Here is a 23,330-nt window from a genome sequence, read left to right on the forward strand (position 1 = left end):
CCCCTTGCCCTATGCATATATTGATAGTGGAGGATGAGACCAGTTTAGCCACTGAGCTAATGCATTTTCTGGCGCAGGAACATTACCAATGTGACTGGGCCTCTAACGGCCGCGAAGCCTCAGAGAAAATTGCCGTAAACCGCTATGATTTCATCTTACTGGACCTGGGACTGCCAGATTCTGACGGCCTTGACCTGCTCCAGGAGATAAAGGCGGTAGACAATGACCCGGCCATCATCATCTTAACTGCCCGGGGCGCCTTGGAAGACCGCATTAAAGGCCTGGGCCTGGGGGCCGATGATTACCTGGCCAAGCCCTTCTCACTGCTAGAACTGGAGGCCCGCATGCAGGCCGTGCTCCGGCGCAAGTTCAAGCTCACCTCCTCTTCGGTGGCGTTCCATGGGTTTGAGATGGACAGCAGCGCCCGCCGTGTGACCTTCGGTCCGCAGGAAATCTCGCTTACCAAAAAGGAGTTTGACCTGCTGCATTACCTGTTGCTGCACAAAAACCGTATTCTTACGCGCCTGCAACTCACGGAGCATATTTGGGGCAACATTCTGGAAGATGACTATGACTCCAACTACATAGACGTGCACATCAAAAACGTGCGCAAGAAACTATCTACCCACGCCTCTACAGACTGGCTGGAAACCGTGCGCGGCGTAGGATATCGGTTAACTATTTAATGTGCTGGTGTACTATTTTAAAGTAGGCAAATTATCGAAGGGAAGAATTCGTTTTGGACCTGTTTTGGCTAAAACAGGTCCAAAACGAATTCTTCCTGGTTTTACAAGAGATTAGATAAATTCCCACAAGCCCAAATTTTCAAATCTTCATATTCCCAGATTCATCAGCACATTAGCACATTAAAGAATTAGCACATTACCCAATGCGTCTCCAATCTAAGCTTACGCTGTTCAGTGCGGCCTCAAAGGTGATCATCTTTCTGGTGATTCTGCTGTTGCTGCCCACCTTGGTGAACAAGGTGGCCCTCCTGAACGCCGATAACCGTTTGCTGCAGAAAGAGGAGAGGATGTACCAGATCATTGAGGACCAGGGCATAGAATCTTTCATCACCGGTGAGACCGGGAATGCCTACGGCAGTTACAACTTGTTTCGGGAGGAGTTTATCTCACTGGAGGAAATCTCTTCGGGGAAGGTGGTCAACAGCATTGAGAATAGCTTGCGCAAGGTAGACAATGCCGTGGTGGAGTACCGGGTGCTTTCTTCTACGTTTGACCTGGGCGGCAAACGGTACCTGCTGGAAATTGGCCGCTCCCTGGACACCATTGGGGACAACAGCAAAATGCTGCAGACCTATGCCCTTTACTTCCTGCTGGGCGTGGTCCTGATCACCATCTTTGTGGACCAGGCCTATAACAAACTGCTGCTGCGCCCGCTCACCCTCATTGTCAAACGCCTGCAGCGCGTGGAGCACCCCAGTGCCTTTACCCCCAAGGAACTTAACACCAATACCACCGATTTCCTGTACCTAAACAACACCATCAATGCCATGATGGGGCAGATACAGGAGGCGTTCCAGAAGGAAAAGGAGTTCATTGGCAACGTCTCGCATGAGCTTTTGACGCCCATCTCCATTCTACAGAACCGGCTGGAGAACCTGCTTTCTGACCCAGAGACCCCTGAAACCCTGCTGGAGAAACTGGTAGATAACCTAAGAACGCTGCACCGTTTAAAGAACATTATCCAGGCGCTATTGCTGATCTCACGCATTGAGAATGAGCAGTACCTCAAGAACGAGGCCGTCAATATTCCGCAGTTGGCCCGTGAGGTAGCCGAGGAAATTGAGGAGCGCGCCGAGGCTAGGGAAGTCAGCCTGCACCTGGACCTTACAGGGGATTTTACGCTCGCTAATGCCAACCAATCCTTGCTGTTTACGCTGCTCTTTAACGTGGTCAATAACGCCATCAAATACAACAAGCCCCAAGGCAGCATTACCATCAAAGGTGAGCCCACTGCCACTGGCTATGAGCTGTCCATCATTGATACCGGGGTAGGCATTGCCGAGGATCAGTTGCCCCACATCTTCAGCCGGTTCAAGCGTTTTCATGCCCCAGACGGTGAGAGCCACGGCCTGGGTCTGCCCATTGTCAATACCATTGCCACCTTCCATGGAATAGACGTTTCCGTGACGTCTGTGAAAGACCAGGGCACCACGTTCAAGTTCCAGTTTCCGGTTCAGGGCTAAGCCGTTTTAGGCCCGTTTTCAGAAAAAAAGGCCTAAAACGGCGCCAGCTTCTGGCCCTCTGTTTTCCGGGTCCGTAAATAGTTACTTTCGCGTTCTAACTAACACAGAAACCATGAAAGTAGGATTTATAGGATTAGGCATCATGGGTAGCCGCATGGCCGCCAACCTGCAGAAAGCAGGGCATGAACTGGTGGTCTATAACCGCACCCCAGAAAAAGCTGAAGACCTGGTAAAAGAGGGCGCCACCCTGGCTTCCAGCCCAGAGGAAGTAGGCCGCCAATGCCGCGTGGTTTTTACTATGCTGGCCACGCCAGAGGCCGTGGAGGATGTAGCCCTAGGTAAAGACGGTTTCCTGAAAGAACTGCCCGGCAACTCGCTTTGGGTAGACTCCAGCACCGTGAACCCCTCCTTCTCGCAACGCATGGCGCAGATCACCCTCAAAATGGGACACCGGTATTTAGATGCCCCGGTATCTGGTTCCTTGATGCCCGCCCAAACCGGCCAACTGGTGTTTCTGGTGGGCGGCGAGGCCAAAGACGTGGAAGAAGTTAAGCCCTTGCTGGAGGTGATGGGCAAGGCGGTGCAGCACATTGGGCCGCACGGGCAGGGTGCCAGCATGAAAATGGTCAACAACATGCTCTTCGGGCAGATCATGGCGGCCTTCGCCGAGGCCCTCCGCTTGGGTACTTCTTTGGGCCTCACCGAGGAAGTGCTTTGCCAGACGTTGATGAACGGCCCTGGGGGCGCCCCGTTCCTTAAAATGAAGGAGCAAAAGCTGCTCACCCGTGATTTTTCCGCGGAGTTCCCCCTGGAGTGGCTGCACAAAGACCTGCACCTGGCCGGGGTAACGGCTTATGAGCAGGGCATTGCGCTGCCTACCCTGCACGCGGCCAAGGAATTGTATGCCCAGGCCAAACAGGCCGGTTTAGGCCAGGAAGACTTCTCGGCTATCTATCAGTTTGTGAACCCCAAGAAATAAGCTTTCCGTTTTTGGGCTGTTTTCTGTAAAACTGCCCCAAAACGGCTTTTTTCAAATCAGGTCCTGCAGGTGGAGGGTGGTATTGAACTCTTTCATCTGGCGGCTGACCTTGAGGGTGAGTTTGCGGCCGGGTTTGTTCTGGAACAGGTCCAGCACCTCACTGAATGACTTTTCCAGGCACGCCTCCCCGTTGATGCTGATGATGGCATCGCCGGCCCGGAGGCCTGCTTTCTCTGCCGGCGAGTCGGGTAACACGTCTGAAACCGTGTAGAAGTTGAACCCCGGAATAGGCGTGATCAGCTCCAGCCCGCTCAGGTTGTATACAAAGGGGTCCCTGAGTTTACTGGTGGGCCTCAGCAGCATCCTGGATTTCTGGTAATCAAACACCACCTTAAAGCGCTGCAGCACGTCGGCCCCCAGGTTGCCGTTACGGTTGTTCAAAGAAAGCGCGTACCTGATGGAAACGGTATCCGGGAAAGAGGCCGGCGGGTTTTTAAGGGTGTATTCGCCTAGCTCCAGGGCTTTGATGCGGGTAATTTCGCCGTGTATCTCGCCGTTTAGGCCCCGGCCCAGGAAGGCTTTGATCCGTTTGTCGGGGAGTTTCACGCCGGGTAAGGTGGGGGTATAGAGCAATAGGCAGGAACTCATTCCGCTGTCCACAATCAGACGCATGGGAAACTTCTGCCCATCTGGGAAAACTGCCTTCACGTTCACGTAGGGCTTGGCATCTTCAATGGTTAAGGGAACCATTGTGCTCTTCCGGGCCTTGCGCTCCGGGTACTTACCTGGTTTATACAAGGTCATTATTTTGTTGGCGTAGTCCATCTCCACCACAAAATTCTGGAACAAGGGAAACCCAATAATGCCGTTCACGTCCATGCCTACCCGGCTAGACAGCTCAAAGATATTTTCCTCCAGTACCAATACGCTTTGGTTGCGGGCCTCCAGCCCCGAGAACCGGATGAGGTTACCAGTAGACAGAATGGCCTGGATACCGGCACCCCGGCCAAGGCCCCGCAGGAAAAGGCTCTGCACATCCAGCAAGGCAATGGAGTCATAGGGGTTCAGCTCAATTAAGATGGTTCGGTCTACGCCTGTGTCCACCACGAAATTGAGCGGCTTGGAATTATTAATCTGGATAGGGATGATGACCAGGTTATGCACCAGCTTGAACGGAATCCGGACCTTATTGCGCGGAAACTCGAATTTGAGCCCTTCCTCCTTATCGGGCATGGTTTGGCCGCTCGCCAGGGCAGGAATCAATATTAACCCCAGAAAGAGGCACCCAATGAAGAAGCTGGTACGAAGCGCAGTATGTGGAGGTTGATCCATGCAGGACTTGTTCAGGCAGAGTAAGTTAAATAAAAAATACCAACATTAGCCGCTTCCATCCTATTCTCAGAGATTTTTTTTAAGGGCTTCCCACGCACCCAAATAACCTGGTGCCCGGCCACCAATCATGGGAACATTTAACCCTTCCGCCGTACTGGTTTTCCCGCGTTTGGAAGGGTAACCAGCTTCTCTTCGCTATGTTTTTAATTCGGGTATCCCTTGGGTTTCCTACAGGAAAGGGGCGGTTTCCTGTTTTTGGCCTGGTTTGCGAAAAATAGGCTATAAACGCATTGTTTCTTTTTCCTAACTTGCCTCTTTGGCGTCCTGGCCCAATCTGGCGGCCATTGCCCACTTGACGGTCCCTTAACTTTGCATCATGCGTGTTTCACCTTTCCAAACCTTGCTGAACCTGGTTTTCACCCAGGAACAAAATGATCTCCAAGCCCAACTAGACCCTTTATACCAGGAGTTGGAACACGCCCTGCAGACGGCCCAACCCGACCGTAAAAGCCAGGAGGAAGTCAGTTTCAGGTTTGAGCGTCTGCGTCTGGGGGTAGCCATTGCCCTGCTGCAACTCCTCACCGACCTGGGCGGCGATGAGGAAAGCGCGCAGGTACGGGACCTCATGCAGGAAGCCTTGCAGGCCACCTCCATTGCCGGCATTGACAAAGTCGTTCAGCACAAAAGCCACCTGTTTGAAGAGCTCTACACCGACCTCTACGTGAACCATGACGCCGAATACATCCTCTCCTTGTTTGAGGCCACGCTGAATGCCTCTACCAAAGAGGAAACCGATGAGATAATTGAAAAGGCCCTGGAAGTAGCCGAGGACCTGGAGTTCCAGGCAGACGAAGACGACCAACCGGAGGCCTAGCCCCTGGTTCTCCTTTTCCCGTACTGCCTATGGAAATCACCCTCACTACCCCCGCCCTGCTGTTTCCGGCGCTCTCCTTGCTGTTGCTGGCCTTTACCAACCGGTTTATGGCCCTGGCCAAGCTTATCAGGGACCTCAAGCATATTTACCAGAACACCCAGAGCCATCTCATCTATGGGCAGATCCAGAATCTGCGCACCCGGTTGTTGCTCATCCGGAACATGCAGGCCTTTGGCATTGCCAGCATGTTTTCCTGCGTGTTGTGTATGTTCATGATTTACGCCGGCTGGCAAACCACGGGAAAGATTGTCTTTGGGCTGGGGTTGGTGCTACTCATGGTGTCTATGGTGCTTTCTTTGTGGGAAATCCAAATCTCTGTGAAAGCCCTGGAACTGGAACTTAGTGACCTGGAGCACAAAGATGACCTCACTCCTTCTGCCGCCCTGACCTGAAGCAAGAAAACCCAGAGAAATATCAAAACAAGTGACCTTCTTTGGGGTTATAAGAATATTAATTTAAAAAAGAACTTCTTATACTTCCCTGTGATTCTCCTGCGTTAGGAGTGGAAGCTGGTATGCAGTTTTTACCTTTGACTTTCTCTTGCCCACACCCTACATGAGTACCTATCATCCGCGCCAGATCGCTATTTCTGATTACAACTATTCCTTACCTGAAGAACAGATAGCCCAGTTTCCGCTGGAAGAACGGGACCAATCAAAGCTGTTGCTTTACCGGAATGGCCGGATCTCAGATGCCCGGTTCACAGATTTGCCATCGGCGCTGCCGCCCCAGTCTCTGCTTGTTTTCAATGACACCAAAGTGGTGCAGGCCCGGCTACGTTTCCAGAAAGCCACCGGCGGTACCATTGAGTTGTTCTGCCTGGAGCCCCTGGAACCGGTGCGCGAGGTACAGCAAGCCATGCAGCAAACCTTTTCTGTGGTCTGGAAATGCCTGGTAGGAAACAACAAGCGCTGGCGCGAAGGGCGGTTGGAAATGCCGCTGGGGCCATACCCGGAAGATGGGGCCTTGTGGGCGGAGCGCCTGGCCCCCGCCGAGGAAGGGTTTGCCATCCATTTCACGTGGTCTCCCGGGAACCAGACCTTTGCCGAAGTGCTGGAACGCGCCGGCCTGTTGCCGCTGCCTCCCTACATGAACCGCGACGCCGAGGAAAGTGACCAGGAACGCTACCAAACCATTTATGCCGCCGAGGCTGGTGCGGTGGCCGCCCCTACCGCGGGCCTGCACTTCACCCCAGCCGTGATGCAGGAAATAGAGGCCCGCGGGCATGAGCAGGCATTTGTCACGCTCCACGTAGGGGCCGGCACGTTTAAACCCGTGAAATCTGATGTGATGGAACACCATTACATGCACGGGGAACAGCTCTCTGTGAGCCGCGAATTTATTGAACGATTGCTGCACCATGGAAACCGGCCGGTCATTGCCGTGGGCACCACCTCTATGCGTACCTTGGAAAGCCTGTATTGGCTGGGGGCAGGTATTTACCTGGGCCTTCTGCCCGGTGAGGAAGAAGAGCTTTCTTTGCCCCAATGGTTCCCGTATGATGTAAGAACCACTATTTCTGTGCAGGAGGCCCTGGAGGCTTTGCTGTATTACCTCAACAGCCATAAACTAACGCACCTTCAGGCCAACACCCATATTTTGATTGCGCCGGGTTACCAATTCAAGATCTGCTCTGGCCTGGTCACTAATTTCCACCAACCGCAGAGCACCCTGCTCTTGCTGGTGTCGGCCCTTATTGGCCCGTCCTGGCAGAAAGTGTACCGCCACGCGCTGGCCAACAATTACCGCTTTCTCAGCTATGGTGACAGCTCTCTGTTACTGCCTTAAGCTGGTTTAAGCTCGTTTTTGGAAAAACAGTCCTGAAACAGTTAAACTCTTTTTTTTTAGAGTGGTTTTTCTACCTGCGAAAGAGTGACGAACCTATTTACCTATGCTGGTCCATTTAATGACAAGGAGGGCCCGGCCTGTAAAAGGAATATAACAAAAACAGGAGGCAATGGCCTCCTCTTTTTGTTATAAAGATATGGGTGGATTATCCGCCAAAATACCCGGGGTTCTGGGTAAGGTTGACGTTAGCGTCTCTTTCCCGCTGTGGAATAGGGTACACCAACCGGTTAGAGCTGAAAGGTAACCCATCAATGGTACCGCGGGTACGCTTGATATCATGTAACAACTGGCCTTCAAAGACCAATTCCAACTTGCGTTCCTGCAGCACCTGGGCCAGCGTAACGGTGGTGCGTGGGCTTAGTCCGGCTCTGGTTCTAATAGTGTTGATATCAGCCACCGGGGTAACACCACCAATGTTGGTACCGGTTCTCAGGCTCGCTTCGGCGCGGGTCAAATACATCTCGGCCAGGCGCAGAATAGGAACCACCGCATACTGCTCATCAAACTTGTTGGTATAGCCGCCCTCATAGATATCTAAGCGCTCATCAGAAGGGTCATATTGCTCTATCAACTGGTCCTGAATTTCAATATCTCCCCGTTGCAAGGAAGAATAATAGGTGTTAAGGCCGTTCACCCCGTCTTGTGAAGTCACCTGAATAGCAAAGATATCTTCGGTGCTATTGGTGGTGTTATTGAAAGCCTCAGCGTAGGTAGAAGCCAACCTGAATCTATTGGACTTGATTACCCGGTCTGCCGCCTGCCCCGCTTCCAGGAATTTCTCCTGTTGCAGATAGACTCTAGACAGCATGCCGGCCGCAGCCCACTTGGTAGCAAAAAAACCATTGGTGGAAGGCAGCAGGTTCTCAGCTTCGGTTAAGTCTTTCAACACTTGCGCGTACACTTCGGCCACGGTGTTTCTTCTTACATAAGAGGCTTCATTGATCACAGCGGTAGGTTGCAAAACCAGGGGAACGCCAGGGTTGGTGGAAGGATTTCCGTCTACCCAGGCTTTACCAAACAGCTTCACCAACTCAAAATACATGGCGCCGCGCAGGAATTTCGCCTCGCCCTCTACTCTGTTTCTTTTGGCCTGGTCTACCTTGCCAATATTGGCCAGCACACTGTTAGCGATGTTGATCACGCGGTAGCTGTCCATCCAGGTGGCGGCCACAAAGGAGTTGTTCTCCAGAATGGCTTTGTCATAGACCTCGCCTGGCTGCGAGTAAGTACCCACCCAGGCAATGTCGCCATTGTCAGCTAGGAGATCTGGCAAGAACATGATGTTCCCGCCATACACATCCTCATCGCCGGCGGCGTCATAGGCGCCAACCAAAGCAGCCTCTACGTCTGAGGAGGTGTTCAGGGCCTCTCCGGTTTTTACTTCGTTTCTAGGATCTATGTCCAGTTGGTCATTGCAACTAAACAGCAGGCCGGCAAAGCCCAGCAGCATAGCGTATGATTTTATATTTCTTTTCATAACAAGTCTTTTTTTGGTGCACACTTCTTCTTAGAACCCAATATTTATCCCAAAGGTGATTGTTCTGGCCTGTGGGGCCCCGTAGAAATCATTTCCTTGTGAAATGTTCCCTGCCAGGTAATCTGTGTTCACTTCTGGATCCCAGCCTTCATAGTCTGTAAAGGTGAGCAGGTTAAGACCCACGGTGTAGATTCTTACTTTTTCCAGGTGGAATTTCTGCGTGAAGGTAGAAGGCAGGGTGTAACCTAAAGTAAGGTTCTTCAACCTAATGTAAGAACCATCTGAGAGGTACCGGGAAGAAGGATCTGTACCGTTGGCGTAGCCCAAGTAAGCTCTTGGCACATCTGTATTGTCACCGGGCTTCTGCCATCTTTTCAATTGGTCTTTGGTTTGGTTGTCATACCAGCTGGCGCTGGCGCTCATGTACTGCCCGGCACCGTTGTAGATGTCGTTGCCAAAAACACCCTGGAAAAGGACGCTAAGGTCAATTCCTTTAAACGAGAAGTTGTTAGTAAGACCCATGGTATAATCTGGGTTAGGGTCACCAATTACCACTCTGTCTGCTGAACCATAGTCATTGGTAGTCTCGCGGTTGCGGCTGCCGTCTGGGTTAAGGGTATTCAGGTAATACAGGGCATCACCGTTATCTGGGTCAACACCGGCATACTCCACGCCAAAGAACACGCCAATAGGCTCTCCTTCCACGGCACGGTTCAGGTAACCGCCGTTAATGATCTGGCCCTGCAGGTCTGTGATCTTGTTGCGGTTTCTGGAGAAGTTGAAGTTGGTAGACCACCGGAAGTCACCCACCAGGTTGTCTGTGTTCAGGGCAAATTCAAATCCTTTGTTCTCCAGTTTACCTACGTTTCTCAGCTGGGTTCTGAAACCAGTGGTACCCGGCACGTTCACACCCAAAAGCAGGTCGTTAGTTTTCTTGATGTAGTAATCCACCTCGCCGGAAACGCGACCGTTCCAGAAGCCAAAGTCTACCCCAACGTCTAACTGGCCTGTCTCTTCCCATTTCAGGTCTGGGTTCTCAATCTGGATGGGGCTCTGACCAGGGATTCCGCCGTAACCGGCACCCCCTGAATACAAGCCCAGGGCAGCAAAGTTTCCAATTTCGGCGTTACCGGTAATGCCGTAGCTGGCTCTCAGTTTCAGGTAATTGATAAGGGTGGAGTTCTGCAGGAAAGACTCTTCGCTCACAATCCAGCCTACAGACCCTGCGGGGAAGAAACCGTATCTGTTATCACGCCCAAAACGGGAAGAAGCATCTACCCGGCCACTTAAACCAATCAGGTATTTGTCTTTCAACTTGTAGTTTACTCTGGAGAAATAAGAAAGGAAGGAATAGTCTGTAGCAGAGGAAGACCCTTCAGTGATATCAGCGGAGCTGGTTAACTTGCGGTAGGCGTTACTTGGGAATTGCTGCCCTTCCACGTAGTTCGCATTCTGGTTAGACTCCTGGTAGCTCATACCCAGAACGGCGTCAAGGGTATGGTCATCGCCAATGTTCTTGTTGTAGTTGAAGAAGTTGTTTGTGTTGTAGTTAGTGATTTGGGTGTAAGAGTTAACCCCAATCCCGTTAGGGGTACCAGTGTTTCTGGCGGTTAACTTACCATAATAGGCATCTTCGTTCTGGGTTAACAGGTCCAGACCAAACTCAGACCGGAAGGTTAAGCCGTTCATGATTTTGTAGCTGCCATACACGTTGGTGAAGTTACGGAACACCGTGGTCAGGAAGTCGGCATCCAGGGCGTTCAGCAACGGATTGTAGTACACCGGATAGTTGGTATTGGGGCGCCCGGTGGCCGGATCCAAGACACCACTTACCAAACCTGTTCTAGGGTCAATTACCGGCGTGACAGGTGACAAGGCCACAATCTGCATTGGGGTGGCAAAGGCGTTGTCATTGCTCAACCGGTAGTTTTTGGTGCGGGTTAAGCTGAAGTTCATTCCCAGAGAAAGTTTATCCGTGGCCTGGTGATCCAGGTTTAAACGGCCACTCATTTTCTCAAAGCGGTTATTGATCAAAATACCCTCCTGGTTGCTGTGCGAAAGGCCGGTATAGAACCTGGTTTTCTCCGTTCCGCCGGCGGCGCTTACGTCTGTCTGGTTAATGGTGGCATCCTGGAAAACCTCTTCCTGCCAGTCTGTATCAAAGGTCAACGGGTTGGTGTTGCCGGCGGCATAGCGCTGCAGACGCCCCTCATTGAAGGCTACCCAGAAAGGCTCTCCTTCGCGCTCTTCTGAGTTTCTGGCCGCTTCTCTGAACAACTCCACATATTCTGCTGAGTTCAGGAATTCACGCTTGTTGGTAGGCTTGCTGAAACCAGTGAAGAAACTCACGTTGATTTTGGTGTCACCGGAGCTTCCTTTTTTGGTGGTGATCAACACTACCCCGTTGGCGGCCCTTGAACCGTAAATAGCCGCGGCGGCAGCATCTTTCAAAACCTCAATAGAGGCAATGTCATTAGGGTTCAAATCTGCCAGGGGGTTGGTAGGGGCCCCATTGCTGTTAGGCACGCTGTTGGTCAACGGAACGCCGTCCAATACATACAAAGGCTCATTGCCGGCACTTACGGAAGAAGAACCGCGTACCCGCACTTTAATGCCCTGGCCTAACTTACCGTTCTGCTGCTCTACAAAAACCCCGGAGGTTCTACCCTGCAAGGCATTCTCAAAGCTGGGGGACGGCGTGTTCTGGATGGCTTCGGCCTTGATGGAGGAGATAGAGCCGGTCACTTCGCGTTTTTCCTGGCTACCGTACCCTACCACCACCACTTCGCCAATGGCTTTGGTGTCTTCGGTCATGCGCACGTCAAGTGTGTTACTGGAACCCAAGGGTACTTCACGGGTGGCAAACCCTATAAAAGTAAAGACCAAGGTGGGGGAACCGGTCACATCTACAGAATAACGTCCATTGATATCTGTGCTGGCGCCTATGGTTGTACCTTTTACAACCACACTCACGCCCGGAAGTGCTGAGCCATCAGCCGCAGAAGTTACTCTCCCGGTGATGGTTCTATTTTGCGCCATGGCGTCAAAGCTGACCACCGAGAGCAAAAACAAGAACAAGAGTAAAAGTTTTTTCATCTGGTTTGTTTTAAAAGTTTGCTAATAGGTTGGTAATATTTTCTTAATATATGGGATGCGAAGTATTTTACAATAGCCGCTTTCTCCGGGCGAGTTTTTACTGGCAAGAAAAACGGGCTACACTGCCTTGCTTTATTTTACAATATATTGTCTTTCACTACTTTACACACCCTCGCCTTTCGTAATTTTTCTTTCGCTTCTCCTGCAAAAAGACTATCAAAAAACTAATAATCCTGAGTGGCAAGAAACTTTCCCATGGTTGGCTTAGAAGTGGAATTATGAGAATGTTAAATTATGGAGGATTCTATTTTATGAATTTACTCATTTTCATTCACAAAAACTACCATTCAATGTTATTTTTATCCCATTAATACAAACTATCGTACAACTACGCAACACTTGAATCAGGCAAAGCCCTGACCTTTACTATAGGCTTAGTGGCTGATTTTCGTTACTTTTACAGGATAGTATAACCTACACCATCATTCAATAATCTATGAAAAATCTCTTGTCTTTAAAAGTAGCCCTGGTTTTGGCTTTTGCCTTTTTCCTGGCTTACCCCGCTGCTATAGCCCAAATCAAAATGCCCGCCGCCAGCCCGGCCGCTACCGTGAAACAGGCCATTGGTCTGGCCGATATCACCATTGAGTATTCCCGCCCCAGCATGAAAGGCCGTAAGGTCTTTGGCGACCTGGCACCTTACGGAAAGCTTTGGAGAACTGGCGCCAACAAATCTACCCAACTCATTCTCAGTGATGAGGTGATGATGGAAGGCAACAAGGTACCGGCCGGCAAATACGCGCTGTACACCATTCCCGGCGAAAAGGATTGGACCATTGTTATCCATAAAAACACCGAGCACTGGGGCGATGGCGGCAAAGACTACAAGCAGTCTGATGACTTGGTTCGCTTTAAGGTAACGCCTAAAAAACTGGCGGAGAAAGTAGAAACCTTCACCATTGGTTTTGCTGACCTTACCAACAGCGGCGGCACCCTGCAGATCAGCTGGGAAAACACCCTGGTTCCCATTAAAATCACGACAGACGTAGACGCGAAAGTGATGGCCCAGATTCAGGACCAGGTGGTAAAAGGCACCAACGTGACCCCGGCGCTATACGCGGCGGCGGCTAACTACTACGCCACCAACAACAAAGACCTGAAGCAGGCGCTTACCTGGTATCAGAAAGCCAATGAGAAAGATCCTAAGTTCTACAACCTGCACTACCAGGCTAAGCTTCAGGCCCAATTAAAGGACTACAAAGGTGCCCGTGCCACGGCCCAGAAATCCATTGAACTGTCTAAGAAGGAGAACAACGCCGATTACGTGGCGCTCAATGAGAAACTCTTAGCCGAGATCAAAAACAAATAAGCGTTTTAAGCCCTTTTCCTGAAAACAGGCCCAAAACGGGAAGCCCCGCTGAAGAAGTTCAGCGGGGCTTTTTGCTTTTCATGAATTCTTGATAAACGGCGAAAGCAAGTATTACGCCCAGCGCACTTTCTCCTCCAAAGGCACCATCCGCTTGCCGGCGGACTTCTCCTGGTCAGTATAGCCCAGATACAGAATGCCCAGCACCACGTCTTCCTCGCGCAGATCCAGCATTTCATTCATGGCCGGGTGGTAGGCCATGCCGCCAGATCCCCAGTAAGAAGCAATGCCCAGGGCCGTGGCGCCCAGCAGCAGGTTCTGGATGGCGCAGGCGGTAGCGGCAATTTCTTCCAGTTCCGGAATCTTGGGCAGGTTGCCGCGCTGCATGTAAGCCACCAGCACATGAGAGGCCTTGTCGCCCATGTGGCGCAACTTGTCTTCCTTGCTATCCTGAAAATTTTCCGAACCTGCCTGTTGCCGGTACAGGTCAGCATGCGCTGCGCAGAACTCTTGCGCCTTTTCGCCGGAATAGACAATAAACCGCCAGGGCTCGGTATGGCCATGCGTAGGCGCCCAATCAGCCAGCCCCAGAAGTTCCCTCACCTGCGCATCTGGAATCTGCTGTCCGTTCATCTGGGCCGGCTTTACGGTCCTTCTATTTTTGATGATCTGCTGCAGGCGATGGAAGTCTTCGTTCATGGTTTTGGTCTTTCTGTTTTAGGCCCGTTTTCCAGAAAACAGCCTCAAAACGGAGGGCGAATTTAGTAACGGGCACAAGGCATTTCCTCCGGGAGCCTAAATTTCTTTGGCGGCAGAGGCAGGCAAAATCGGTTGGAGCGCATAGCCTATGCTTACCACCAGCGCAGACCCTATCACGTTATACCAGAGATACGCAATATCTGTGGTAAAGTAGAGCGCAAAGATGATCATTTGGGTGCAGACGGCGGCCCAGAAAACAGCATTCCCGGCCAGGCGCTTGAAGTAGAAGGCGGCAATGAATACCCCCAGAATGGTGCCGTAAAATAAAGAGCCCAGAATATTCACCGCCTGAATCAAATTCTCCAGCTGCGAGGCAAAAAGCGCGAAAAAAATAGATACCGCTCCCCAACCAATGGTGAACCAGCGCGAAGCCTTTACATAATGGTCATCTGAGGCGCCCTGCATTATAGACCGCTTGTACACATCCACCACGGTAGTAGACGCCAGGGAGTTAAACGCCGACGCCGTGCTGCCCATGGCCGCGCACAACACCACTGCCAGCAGCAAGCCAATCAGCCCGCGGGGCAATTGCTGGGTCACGAAGGTCAGGAAAACGTAGTCGGTATCTTTAAAGTCGGTGCCTTGGTTGTAGTTCTTGACCAGTTGGTGCGCCTCGGCGCGAAGGCCTTTTCGCTTTTCCTCGGCTTGTTGTGCCTGTAGGGCGGCCGCTTCTTTTTTAGGTGCATCATTTGCCTGGTGCGCCGCCACCAGATCCAGAGTAGCCTGCTTTTTCGCCTGAAAGGCCAGCGTACTTTCCTGTTCCAGTTTCTGCCAGGCCGGCGCCGCCGCTGAGGCAATCACATTGGCGGCCTGCTGCTGGTTAAAATACAGCGGGGGCTGATGGAACTGGTAGAACACAAACACCAGCACACCTACCAGCAGGATCAAAAACTGCATAGGCACCTTTACCAGCCCGTTCATGAGCAGCCCCAGTCGGCTTTGTGCTATGGTTTCGCCGCCCAGGTACCGCCCCACCTGCGATTGGTCCGTGCCGAAGTAGGAAAGCGCCAGGAAGAAACCGCCAATGAGGCCAGACCAGAGGTTGTAACGGTCATTGGGGTTGAAATTCAGGTCTATCAAATTCATCTTTCCGGATTCCCCCGCTACCACCAGGGCTTCGGACAGGCCTACGTCCTCGGGCAGCAGCCGCACCACCACCACGGCCGCCGTGGCCATGCCGCCCAGCATCACCGCCATCTGCAGGCGCTGGGTCTGGCTCACGGCCTTGGTGCCGCCCACCACCGTGTAAAAGGTCACCACCACCCCAATAAAGAGAATGGTGCCGGTCAAATTCCAACCCAGAATAGCCGACAGGATAATAGCCGGGGCATAAATGGTGATACCAGTAGAAAGGCCGCGCTGCAAGAGAAACAACATCGCCGCCAAAGAACGGGTCTTCAGGTCAAACCTGCTTTCCAGGTACTCATAGGCAGTGAATACTTTAAGCCGGTAATAGATGGGAATGGCCGTGATTGATAAGACCACCATGGCCAGCGGAAGGCCCAGGTAAAACTGGATAAACCGCATGCCGTCTTCAAAGGCCTGCCCCGGGGTAGAGAGAAAAGTAATGGCACTGGCCTGGGTAGCCATAATGGAAAGCCCCATCATCCACCAGCGCTCGGTATTATCAGCACGCAGGTACCCCGACATGTGCTGGGGTTTGCGCGTTTTCCAGACGCCGTACAAAACAATAAACGCAATGGTGCCAATCAAGACGCCCCAGTCAATGCCACTCATTGGTACGCCCGGGTAATGAGGTAAAAAATCAGAATCAGCACGGCCAACACGCCCAGCACCAGCCCATACATGGCGGCCCAGGTTTTAAAGAACGGGGGTGGGTCTATATCTCCTTTGGTCATGCAGCTAGTAGTAGGTTAATATGCTTGATGGAGAAAAAGCACTTTCTGTTTTGGGCCAGTTTTCCTTAAAACAGGCCCAAAACAGAAACCAGAATTTCATTCCCCGATTCTTAATTCTTAATTCTTAATTACCTAAAGGTTATTGCCCCAAAGACAGCAGGTTCACGAACAATCGGTACGCTCCTGGCACTCCGGCCGGCAGCTCCCTGAAGAACGACAGCCCGGTATACACAAAATGCCCTTTGCCATACTTAGCCACTAACAGGCTGCTTTCGCGGGCAGGTTCGCCGGGGTCATTGGTGGAAATGATGGTCTCGTATTCCGGGGCCCACTGGCCCGGGAAGTACAGACCCCGTTCCTGCACCCATCCTTTGAAGTCCTGCGGGGTGATTTTATTGGGGCTGTTGAGCACGGGGTGATCTGGCTTCAGGAACCGCACCTCAGCGTCCTCCACTGTGACGCGATCACTGGAAAGCTTCAGCGGAAAAGGCCCCAGCGCCTGGGTCACCAGCCCATTGTTCACGTTGTACTGTACCACCAGCGTGCCGCCGTCGCGCACGTATTCCAGCAACTGCGGCTGTTGGAATCTTAGACGCTCCAGGGTGTTGTAGGCCCGCACGCCCACCACCACGGCATCGTATTTCTTTAGGGCCGCTGGTGACAGATTTCCTACCTGCAATTGCTCCACCTGGTAGCCAATCTGCAACAAACTGGACGGCACTTCATCGCCGGCGCCCATCAAGTACCCTATGCGCTGCCCCTTGCGTTTGAGGTCCAGCTTTACGGCTTTGGCCTCAGCGGGAGGGAAAAGGGTTTGGGTGGGCAGGTGAGCGTAGCTGATGGTCTTCAGGCTTTGGTTGTAGGTTTTTCCGGCCATGGTAGCGGTAGCGCTGAGCGTGCTTTCGGTTTGGGCCTCACTAGGGTACACCAGAAACGTAAACAGCTGGTCTTCGCCTTTCTGGGTCAGTTTAAAGGAAGTGGAGGCGGGTTCTGAGCGCCAGCCTTTGGGGAGCTGCAGCTGCACTTGCCCTTCCAACTGGTCCTGACCTGCCCGCACGCGCACGGTCACCGGTTTGGGTTGGGTATCGGCGAACATGTACACTTTCTCCGTGAGGTTCACAAACACGGGCGGCGCTATCTCAAACGGGCGGTACTGCTCTCCTTCTACCGGGTCCGTGCGCTTGTAGATCACCGGCAAAACAAAAGACAACGGTTGCCCCTGCACCAGGATCTGCACTTTCACCTGGGCCGCAGCTGGGTTTTCGGGTAACCCGATGAGCAGCTGGTCTTTCACCGTAAACATGCCCGTAGTACCCTGCTCCCTGAGCCAATAAGGCGCGGAGTAAGAGGTGCTCGCCGGGATAGGCAACTGGGTCTTGATAAACAACGGCCGGTTTTTCTCCAGAGCCTGCTGCACCGATGTATCGCGGGCCGCGAAGAGATATTCTATTTTGCTGAGCGAAACCGGCACGGCTGACCGGTTCACAGCCTCCAACTGCAACTGCAACATCTGGCCAGGAGCGGCGGCGTATTCTTTGGTAGAGGACACCTCCAGGTAAAGGCCCAGACAGGCTTTGATCACCTGCTGCAATTCCTGCTGTTTGACCGTCTTCCAGGGAGAGGCGGGCATTTTATCCAGGACCGTGTGCGCCTTGAGCAACGTGGGCACCACGCCCGACGGATTAGAAGGATCATACGACCCCAAAGCCTGTTGCAGCAATTTGGCCACCGGTTGGCTGCCGGGCACGCGGTTCCACGTGGTAGTGACGCCTTCCAGCAGATCGGCCTTGGCCGGGGCCCCTTTCAGGAACTCAAAATACTCAATGGCCTCTCCCCGGGTGCCGCTGCTCCCGAAGCCCTGGCTTTTGTGCATGCTCCGGCTTTCGGCGGCAATTTCATTGTATGATTTCCCCAGCAGGGTATTATAGGTGCCTACGTCCAGCTTCAGTTTGTCTGAGGCGTCAAACTGCTGGTTTTGGGCGTAGAAAAAAGAAGAGGTGTTCCAGAGCAGGCGCTTGGCCTGCCAAGGCGTGACGGTTTTCAGTTGTTCCGGAAAGCGCTTGGGATCTGCGGCGGCCTCAAAGGCCTCTAGGGCTATCATGGCCGAGGCGGTATGGTGGCCGTGGGTGCCGGAGGGCTGCGGCGAGAAACGGGTAATGATCACGTCCGGCTGAAACTTCCGGATCACCCACACAGCATCGGCCAGCACCTGCTCTCTGTTCCAGATGGTGAAGGTCTCGGCGGGGTCTTTGGAAAACCCGAAGTCATTGGCCCGGGTGAAGAACTGCTCGCCCCCGTCCAGCCGGCGCGCCTGCAGTAGCTCCTGGGTCCGGATCACGCCCAGTTCTTCCCTTATCTCGGGGCCAATGAGGTTCTGGCCGCCATCGCCGCGGGTAAGCGACAGGTAGCCGGTACGCAGTTTGCGTTCATTGGCCAGGTAGGCAATCAGACGGGTGTTCTCGTCGTCTGGGTGGGCGGCCAGGTACAGCACGCTGCCCACTACGTTCAGCTTCTCCAGGGCCAGCCTGATATCGGCGGCGTTGGGTTTCTTAGGTGCCTGGGCTTGCAATGCCGGGCTTGAAGCCCAACCGGTTAGCAGCACCGCGGCCGCCAGCTTATGTTTCAATCTCATGTAAAGCAGCAAGTCAACGGTAAAGGAAAGCGCCCTCGGCAACGCGGGATGCTCCCCCTGTAAAGCTATGGAATTTTAAGCCAAGTGCAGAAACCCGCAAAGGAATTCCTCAGCATGACACCCAATTGGTGAACCCTCCCCGGGTTCTTTAAAACCGAAGGCTCTGGCCATGGTATAACTTTTTAAGGGGTTTGATAGTTTACAGAAACTAATACATTGATTTAAAGCACTCAACCTATGAAGAAGATATTTGCATTGATCGTAATGGCTGGCATGACCACTTTAGTGGCCTGCGACTCCCAGACTGGAAAGACCACCAACCCTGCCACCACAGACGCTGCCCAGATGAACAATGACGCCACGGTAAACCCACCGGCCAATGACACCACCGGCGCCTCTGCCACGGAGAAAACCCAGACCCGGGTAGGCAACTCCCAGACGCGGGGCGAGCAGAACACCTCCAATTCCTCTACCACCAAAAACGTGGAACTGAAAGACAGCCTGTAAGCGGCCGTTGATTCTTAATTAATAAAGGGGAGTTGTTTTAAGTCTGTTTTTCTGAAAACAGGCTTAAAACTACTCCCCTTTTGTGTATGGTTTTTCCGGCAGGTCTGCGGGCAGTGCTTACTTATTTTTGGCTTTCTGCTGCTCCTTGAATTCCTGGCCAGACCGCAGGGTATAGAACTCGCCAATAAGGGTCCGGATCTTGATCTCATCAAGGGTAGAGAGTTTTTCCTCTACCGCGGCTTTGCGCTTGCCCAGATTCTGGAGAATGTAATCGGCGTAGTCCCAGTCACGGGAGGTCCAGGTGGGGCGTTTTGCCCGCACGTTTTGCATGAACGTGATATAAGCCTCGCGCATGTGAATGGGACTGATGTTGCGCACGTTCCCGAAGGAGCCCAGCAGGTCTTTTTCCCGCAGTTTCACTTCCTCGGCCTGCAGCGGCACCTCATCGGCCATGGGCTTGCTCTCCAGTTCCTGGAAACGGGTCTTCAGCTCGAGGAAATCGCGCTTGGAGCTCTCAGAAAGGCTCTGGAAACCGCTCTCTATCTTGTTAGACTGCCTGGCGAAATCACTTTTGATGGTAGGCCACTCGGCCCGGGTGGTGGTGGAGATTTTGTCTGACTGCAGCCTTACCCATTCTTTGAAGGTGCGCAGCTCCTGTTCTACCGCTGGCTCATGGGTCTCTTTCACGGCAGTTTCCACCTCTTTCTCGGTCTCGGTCACCTGAGCCTGCGCCGAAAGCGCCAGGGAGGTGGAGATTCCTAAAATCAGTCCTAAAAATCTTCCGGTATGCATGGGGTATCTGTGGTTGTAATGTGGTTTGCCTAACCAAATGTAAGTAATTTCTGGAAAGGTGGCAGTTGGTCTTCTGCAAGAACAACGCCAAAACCGCCTACAAATTTTAAAAACTGACCGCCTTTCTGTTTTAGGGCCGTTTTGGCTAAAACGGCCCTAAAACAGAACTCCCTGCCTGGAAATGGTTTCCAGGCAGGGAGTAAGGAAGTATTATCCTTAAGGAATTATCTTTGAAAGCCGCGGTTAGTTCTTTTCCAGGATCTGGAACAGCTCATCTAACTTAGGCGTGAGGATAATCTCGGTGCGACGGTTTTTTTGGCGTGCCTCTGCGGTAGTGGCTGGGTCAACGGGCACGTATTTAGAACGGCCCGATGGGGTCACGCGGCCCGGGGCTACACCGGCTTCGGTCAAGATGCGGGTGATTTCGGTGGCGCGCAATACGCTCAGGTCCCAGTTGTCCTGCATGCCCAGGGTTCCCTTGGCTACTGGCACGTCATCGGTGTGGCCTTCTACTACCACGTTCACGTCAGGCTGGTTCTGCAGTACAGAGGCCAGTTTCTTAAGCGCTTCCTGTCCGGCGGCGTCTACTTTGGTAGAGCCAGATTTGAACAGCAGTTGGTTGGAAAGGGATACATACACTTTTCCGTTGCGCACGTCTACGGTTAGGTCTGAAGCCTTGAAGCCCAACAAGGCGTTGCTCACCACCTTGCGCAGGTTGTTCACGGCGCGGTCTTTCTCGTCCAGAATACGCTGCATTTCCTTCAGGCGGGCTTCGCGGGCCTGTAGGTCAGCGGACAGTTTGTCTACCTGCTGGCTTTTGGAGCTCAGGTTGGTGCGGAGCGATGCTTCGGTAGAGGCTTTTTCTTCGGCTAGTTCGGCTTTCTCTTTGTTCAGGCGTTCTTTGTCTTGCTGCAAGGCCGCCCGCTCTCTTTCCAGTTCGGCTTTCTGCTTAGACAGTTCGTCCTGCAGCACTACCAGAGAACGGTTTTCGGCCAGGGCCGCTTCATACTTTTTAGAGGAGACGCAAGAGCCCAGCAGCCCTAAGGCGATGGTGGCGGACAGTACAGGGGCAATAAATCTTTTTTTCATCATGGGTAGGTATAGTAATCAGTATTTGTCGCAATGGAGAAGTACCAGGCCTTTCATACGCAGTTACCCGGGGCCAGGGTTAAAACAGCGAAATAAACTTACAGGAAGCAATTCTTTTACCGCAAAGACCCCAGATTCTTCAATCCTTCCAATTCCGGCTAGGTTTCGTTACGCCATCCCCTTCAGCGCCCATTTTCTATTAACCTCAGGAAATTGGAACAGAACTTCTCTCAGCCTTTTCTGAAAATAGGAATTAGGCCTGTGATTGCTTTCAGCAAAACTGTTATCTTTGAAACAAGGCAAATCTGCGTTGCAGGGTAAAACCGTAGGTAGCGCGGAGATTGGCTTTCTGTTTTTTACCTATTTTCCTTAAAACCGCATGAAAACAAAAATCACCGTAAACAGCAACGGGTCCCTGAAAGTGGAAGGCGACCTGCTGGTAGTAGATGCCCAGGGCAACGAATATAACCTGCAGGGCCGTGAGGTGGTAAGCTTCTGCCGCTGTGGACTTTCCCAGAACAAGCCTTTCTGCGATGGCTCGCACAGGAATCACTTTGAGCACAACGCCGTGGCCTTTGACCTGCCGCCAAAAAAAGTCTAGCCCTTACCGGTTACCAGTTTTATAAAAGATGCGCGGAGACCTGGTCTCCGCCATTTCTTTTTCTTCCCTTTTCCCTTTCTGATTCTCTACTCCTAAGGAAACTCTATGTCTGAGACTGCTACCGCCCCCGCCGCTACCGGGTTCAAGCGCGAGATTAAGTTATTTGACGCCGTCATGCTGGTGGCCGGTTCCATGATTGGCTCCGGTATTTTTATTGTAAGCGCAGACATTGGCCGCTCAGTGGGTAGTGCCGGTTACCTGCTGTTGGTGTGGGGCCTTACCGGGCTCATGACCCTGGCGGGCGCGCTCAGCTACGGCGAACTTACCAGCCTTATGCCCCGCGCGGGCGGGCAGTACGTGTACCTGCGCGAGTCATATGGCCCTTTGGTGGCGTTTCTGTATGGCTGGACTTTGTTTCTGGTGATCCAGAGCGGGACCATTGCCGCGGTGGCCGTGGCTTTTGCCCGTTTTACCGGCGTGCTGGTTCCCTGGTTCTCTGAAGAGACCATTCTGCTGGATCTGGGCTTTTTCCAATTCACCTCGGTGCAGTTGCTGGCTATTGCCTCTATTATTTTGCTCACGCTGGTCAACCAGCAGGGCGTCCGGAACGGTACCATCATCCAAAATATCTTCGGGAGCACTAAAATCATAGCCTTGTTTGCCCTGCTGGGTTTTGGCTTGCTGCTGGGCACCAACGCCGAGGTCATGGACCTCAACTTCTCTAACCTCTGGGATGCCCAATCTGTGGTGCTAGACAAAGAGACCGGCGCCATCACCCGCACCACCCTGTCGGGTTGGGCCTTGATGGTAGGTATTGGCACGGCCATGATCGGCTCCCTTTTCTCTTCAGATGCCTGGAACAACATTGGCTTCTCCGGTGATGAGATTGTGAACCCTAAGCGCACCATTGTCCTGAGCATGGCTATTGGCACCGGTCTTGTCACCATTCTGTACATTCTCATTAACGTGGTGTACCTGGCTATCCTACCCCTGCAAGGCGACCCTGCCGGGATAGATGTCCTGAGCCGTGGAATTCAGTTTGCCAGCAATGACCGGGTGGGCACGGCCGTGGCCGAAATGATTGGCGGGGCACCGGCTACCATTGCCATTGCCATCCTGATCATGATCTCCACCTTTGGCTGCAATAACGGCGTTATCCTTTCCGCCCCGCGGGTGTACTACGCCATGGCCAAAGACGGTCTTTTCTTCCCTAGAATGGCCAGACTGAACAAGAACGGCGTACCTGGGGCAGCCCTGGCCATCCAGTGCGTGTGGGCCAGCTTGCTTTGCCTCTCGGGCCGGTATTCAGACCTGCTGGATTACGTGATTTTTGCGGTGCTGCTGTTTTACATTCTCACCATTGCCGGCATTTTTGTGCTGCGCCGCACCATGCCAGATGCGCCCCGTCCGTACAAAGCCATTGGCTACCCGGTGCTGCCGGCACTCTATATTATAATGGCCTCCTTCATCTGCACCATTCTCCTCATCTATAAACCTGATTACTCCTGGCCAGGCCTTATTCTGGTGGGCGTAGGGGTACCGGTGTATTTTCTCTTCGGGAAACGGTTCAGGAAAATAGAGGACTAAACCTGTTGGCACCCCAATAAAAGAGCCTTCCGTTTTAAGCCTGTTTTTAGGAAAACGGGCTTAAAACGGAAGGCTCTTTTATTTGTGACATGCAGACCCGCAGGTGCTGAAACTGAGAAACGAAAAGTCTTAAAACGTGAAAAGCCTTCCCCGTCTGGGAAGGCTTTTCAATTATTGATTAAATAACATCTAACGCTACTTGATGAGTTGGCTTTCGCCGATGCTGCTAAGTATTTTCGTATCTCCTAAAATTCTTATCTAAA

General features: G+C 52.5%; 19 protein-coding genes. 10 read left to right on the forward strand and 9 right to left on the reverse strand.

Annotated elements, in window-relative coordinates; translation table 11 throughout:
• Positions 1-11 precede the first annotated feature (11 nt).
• From TH63_RS11475 to TH63_RS11485, 3 genes are all read left to right on the forward strand, one after another.
• Positions 12-686, forward strand: coding sequence for a response regulator transcription factor (locus TH63_RS11475; protein ID WP_048921060.1), 675 nt, complete (start codon positions 12-14; stop codon positions 684-686).
• A 203-nt stretch (positions 687-889) separates the two neighbouring features.
• The gene (locus TH63_RS11480; RefSeq protein ID WP_048921061.1) at positions 890-2,209 is read left to right on the forward strand and encodes a sensor histidine kinase; all 1,320 of its coding nucleotides are present in this window, start codon (positions 890-892) and stop codon (positions 2,207-2,209) included.
• 58 nt (positions 2,210-2,267) lie between these two features.
• Entirely contained in the window at positions 2,268-3,188 is a 921-nt protein-coding gene (locus tag TH63_RS11485) for an NAD(P)-dependent oxidoreductase (protein ID WP_262506196.1), read from the forward strand.
• A 51-nt stretch (positions 3,189-3,239) separates the two neighbouring features.
• Here TH63_RS11485 and TH63_RS11490 read toward each other — a convergent pair whose 3' ends face one another.
• Complete coding sequence (locus TH63_RS11490; protein WP_076606470.1) at positions 3,240-4,520, reverse strand: PDZ domain-containing protein; 1,281 nt, start codon at positions 4,518-4,520, stop codon at positions 3,240-3,242.
• A gap of 376 nt (positions 4,521-4,896) precedes the next feature.
• On the opposite strand from TH63_RS11490, the gene TH63_RS11495 reads away from it, so the two are divergent.
• The 3 genes from TH63_RS11495 to TH63_RS11505 all read left to right on the forward strand — a co-directional run bounded on the left by TH63_RS11495 (position 4,897) and on the right by TH63_RS11505 (position 7,242).
• Positions 4,897-5,394, forward strand: coding sequence for a hypothetical protein (locus TH63_RS11495; RefSeq protein ID WP_076606471.1), 498 nt, complete (start codon positions 4,897-4,899; stop codon positions 5,392-5,394).
• A gap of 29 nt (positions 5,395-5,423) precedes the next feature.
• Entirely contained in the window at positions 5,424-5,846 is a 423-nt protein-coding gene (locus TH63_RS11500) for a DUF2721 domain-containing protein (protein ID WP_048921065.1), read from the forward strand.
• Positions 5,847-6,009: 163 nt separating this feature from the next.
• A complete protein-coding gene (locus TH63_RS11505; RefSeq protein ID WP_048921066.1) occupies positions 6,010-7,242 on the forward strand; it encodes an S-adenosylmethionine:tRNA ribosyltransferase-isomerase in 1,233 nt (410 codons plus the stop codon).
• 205 nt (positions 7,243-7,447) lie between these two features.
• Here TH63_RS11505 and TH63_RS11510 read toward each other — a convergent pair whose 3' ends face one another.
• Together TH63_RS11510 and TH63_RS11515 are read right to left on the reverse strand one after the other, a co-directional pair.
• Entirely contained in the window at positions 7,448-8,779 is a 1,332-nt protein-coding gene (locus TH63_RS11510) for a RagB/SusD family nutrient uptake outer membrane protein (RefSeq protein ID WP_048922779.1), read from the reverse strand.
• A gap of 30 nt (positions 8,780-8,809) precedes the next feature.
• The gene (locus TH63_RS11515; RefSeq protein WP_048921067.1) at positions 8,810-11,875 is read right to left on the reverse strand and encodes a SusC/RagA family TonB-linked outer membrane protein; all 3,066 of its coding nucleotides are present in this window, start codon (positions 11,873-11,875) and stop codon (positions 8,810-8,812) included.
• Positions 11,876-12,371: 496 nt separating this feature from the next.
• Between TH63_RS11515 and TH63_RS11520 the strand changes: the two genes are divergently transcribed.
• Positions 12,372-13,244, forward strand: coding sequence for a DUF2911 domain-containing protein (locus tag TH63_RS11520; RefSeq protein ID WP_048921068.1), 873 nt, complete (start codon positions 12,372-12,374; stop codon positions 13,242-13,244).
• 111 nt (positions 13,245-13,355) lie between these two features.
• On the opposite strand, the gene TH63_RS11525 is transcribed toward TH63_RS11520, so the two are convergent.
• From TH63_RS11525 to TH63_RS11535, 4 genes are all read right to left on the reverse strand, one after another.
• Complete coding sequence (locus TH63_RS11525; protein ID WP_048921069.1) at positions 13,356-13,940, reverse strand: nitroreductase family protein; 585 nt, start codon at positions 13,938-13,940, stop codon at positions 13,356-13,358.
• A gap of 96 nt (positions 13,941-14,036) precedes the next feature.
• Positions 14,037-15,737: a sodium:solute symporter gene (locus tag TH63_RS11530; protein ID WP_048921070.1), complete on the reverse strand. Its 1,701-nt coding sequence runs from the start codon at positions 15,735-15,737 to the stop codon at positions 14,037-14,039.
• On the reverse strand, positions 15,734-15,859 hold the full coding sequence (locus TH63_RS20795) for a hypothetical protein (protein WP_262506165.1): 126 nt from the start codon (positions 15,857-15,859) through the stop codon (positions 15,734-15,736). Before TH63_RS20795 ends, TH63_RS11530 begins: the two co-directional genes overlap by 4 nt.
• A gap of 139 nt (positions 15,860-15,998) precedes the next feature.
• Entirely contained in the window at positions 15,999-18,491 is a 2,493-nt protein-coding gene (locus TH63_RS11535) for a PIG-L family deacetylase (RefSeq protein WP_048921071.1), read from the reverse strand.
• Positions 18,492-18,728: 237 nt separating this feature from the next.
• On the opposite strand from TH63_RS11535, the gene TH63_RS11540 reads away from it, so the two are divergent.
• Positions 18,729-18,998: a hypothetical protein gene (locus TH63_RS11540; protein WP_156180559.1), complete on the forward strand. Its 270-nt coding sequence runs from the start codon at positions 18,729-18,731 to the stop codon at positions 18,996-18,998.
• Between the two features lie 117 nt (positions 18,999-19,115).
• On the opposite strand, the gene TH63_RS11545 is transcribed toward TH63_RS11540, so the two are convergent.
• A complete protein-coding gene (locus TH63_RS11545) occupies positions 19,116-19,790 on the reverse strand; it encodes a hypothetical protein (protein WP_048921073.1) in 675 nt (224 codons plus the stop codon).
• A 243-nt stretch (positions 19,791-20,033) separates the two neighbouring features.
• Entirely contained in the window at positions 20,034-20,882 is an 849-nt protein-coding gene (locus TH63_RS11550) for an OmpA/MotB family protein (RefSeq protein WP_048921074.1), read from the reverse strand.
• 376 nt (positions 20,883-21,258) lie between these two features.
• Between TH63_RS11550 and TH63_RS11555 the strand changes: the two genes are divergently transcribed.
• The gene (locus TH63_RS11555; protein ID WP_048921075.1) at positions 21,259-21,480 is read left to right on the forward strand and encodes a CDGSH iron-sulfur domain-containing protein; all 222 of its coding nucleotides are present in this window, start codon (positions 21,259-21,261) and stop codon (positions 21,478-21,480) included.
• Between the two features lie 105 nt (positions 21,481-21,585).
• Positions 21,586-23,067, forward strand: a complete 1,482-nt coding sequence (locus TH63_RS11560; RefSeq protein ID WP_048921076.1) for an APC family permease — start codon at positions 21,586-21,588, stop codon at positions 23,065-23,067.
• The last annotated feature ends 263 nt before the right edge of the window (positions 23,068-23,330 follow it).

Source organism: Rufibacter radiotolerans (assembly GCF_001078055.1).
Classification (GTDB): Bacteria; Bacteroidota; Bacteroidia; order Cytophagales; family Hymenobacteraceae; genus Nibribacter; species Nibribacter radiotolerans.

Excerpts from the sequence above, each read along its gene's own strand:
- TH63_RS11475 (WP_048921060.1), top strand. The coding sequence starts at position 12 with ATGCATATATTGATAGTGGAGGATGAGACCAGTTTAGCCACTGAGCTA.
- TH63_RS11480 (WP_048921061.1), top strand. The coding sequence starts at position 890 with ATGCGTCTCCAATCTAAGCTTACGCTGTTCAGTGCGGCCTCAAAGGTG.
- TH63_RS11490 (WP_076606470.1), bottom strand. The coding sequence starts at position 4,520 with ATGGATCAACCTCCACATACTGCGCTTCGTACCAGCTTCTTCATTGGG.
- TH63_RS11495 (WP_076606471.1), top strand. The coding sequence starts at position 4,897 with ATGCGTGTTTCACCTTTCCAAACCTTGCTGAACCTGGTTTTCACCCAG.
- TH63_RS11500 (WP_048921065.1), top strand. The coding sequence starts at position 5,424 with ATGGAAATCACCCTCACTACCCCCGCCCTGCTGTTTCCGGCGCTCTCC.
- TH63_RS11505 (WP_048921066.1), top strand. The coding sequence starts at position 6,010 with ATGAGTACCTATCATCCGCGCCAGATCGCTATTTCTGATTACAACTAT.
- TH63_RS11510 (WP_048922779.1), bottom strand. The coding sequence starts at position 8,779 with ATGAAAAGAAATATAAAATCATACGCTATGCTGCTGGGCTTTGCCGGC.
- TH63_RS11515 (WP_048921067.1), bottom strand. The coding sequence starts at position 11,875 with ATGAAAAAACTTTTACTCTTGTTCTTGTTTTTGCTCTCGGTGGTCAGC.
- TH63_RS11520 (WP_048921068.1), top strand. The coding sequence starts at position 12,372 with ATGAAAAATCTCTTGTCTTTAAAAGTAGCCCTGGTTTTGGCTTTTGCC.
- TH63_RS11525 (WP_048921069.1), bottom strand. The coding sequence starts at position 13,940 with ATGAACGAAGACTTCCATCGCCTGCAGCAGATCATCAAAAATAGAAGG.
- TH63_RS11530 (WP_048921070.1), bottom strand. The coding sequence starts at position 15,737 with ATGAGTGGCATTGACTGGGGCGTCTTGATTGGCACCATTGCGTTTATT.
- TH63_RS20795 (WP_262506165.1), bottom strand. The coding sequence starts at position 15,859 with ATGACCAAAGGAGATATAGACCCACCCCCGTTCTTTAAAACCTGGGCC.
- TH63_RS11535 (WP_048921071.1), bottom strand. The coding sequence starts at position 18,491 with ATGAGATTGAAACATAAGCTGGCGGCCGCGGTGCTGCTAACCGGTTGG.
- TH63_RS11540 (WP_156180559.1), top strand. The coding sequence starts at position 18,729 with ATGAAGAAGATATTTGCATTGATCGTAATGGCTGGCATGACCACTTTA.
- TH63_RS11545 (WP_048921073.1), bottom strand. The coding sequence starts at position 19,790 with ATGCATACCGGAAGATTTTTAGGACTGATTTTAGGAATCTCCACCTCC.
- TH63_RS11550 (WP_048921074.1), bottom strand. The coding sequence starts at position 20,882 with ATGATGAAAAAAAGATTTATTGCCCCTGTACTGTCCGCCACCATCGCC.
- TH63_RS11555 (WP_048921075.1), top strand. The coding sequence starts at position 21,259 with ATGAAAACAAAAATCACCGTAAACAGCAACGGGTCCCTGAAAGTGGAA.
- TH63_RS11560 (WP_048921076.1), top strand. The coding sequence starts at position 21,586 with ATGTCTGAGACTGCTACCGCCCCCGCCGCTACCGGGTTCAAGCGCGAG.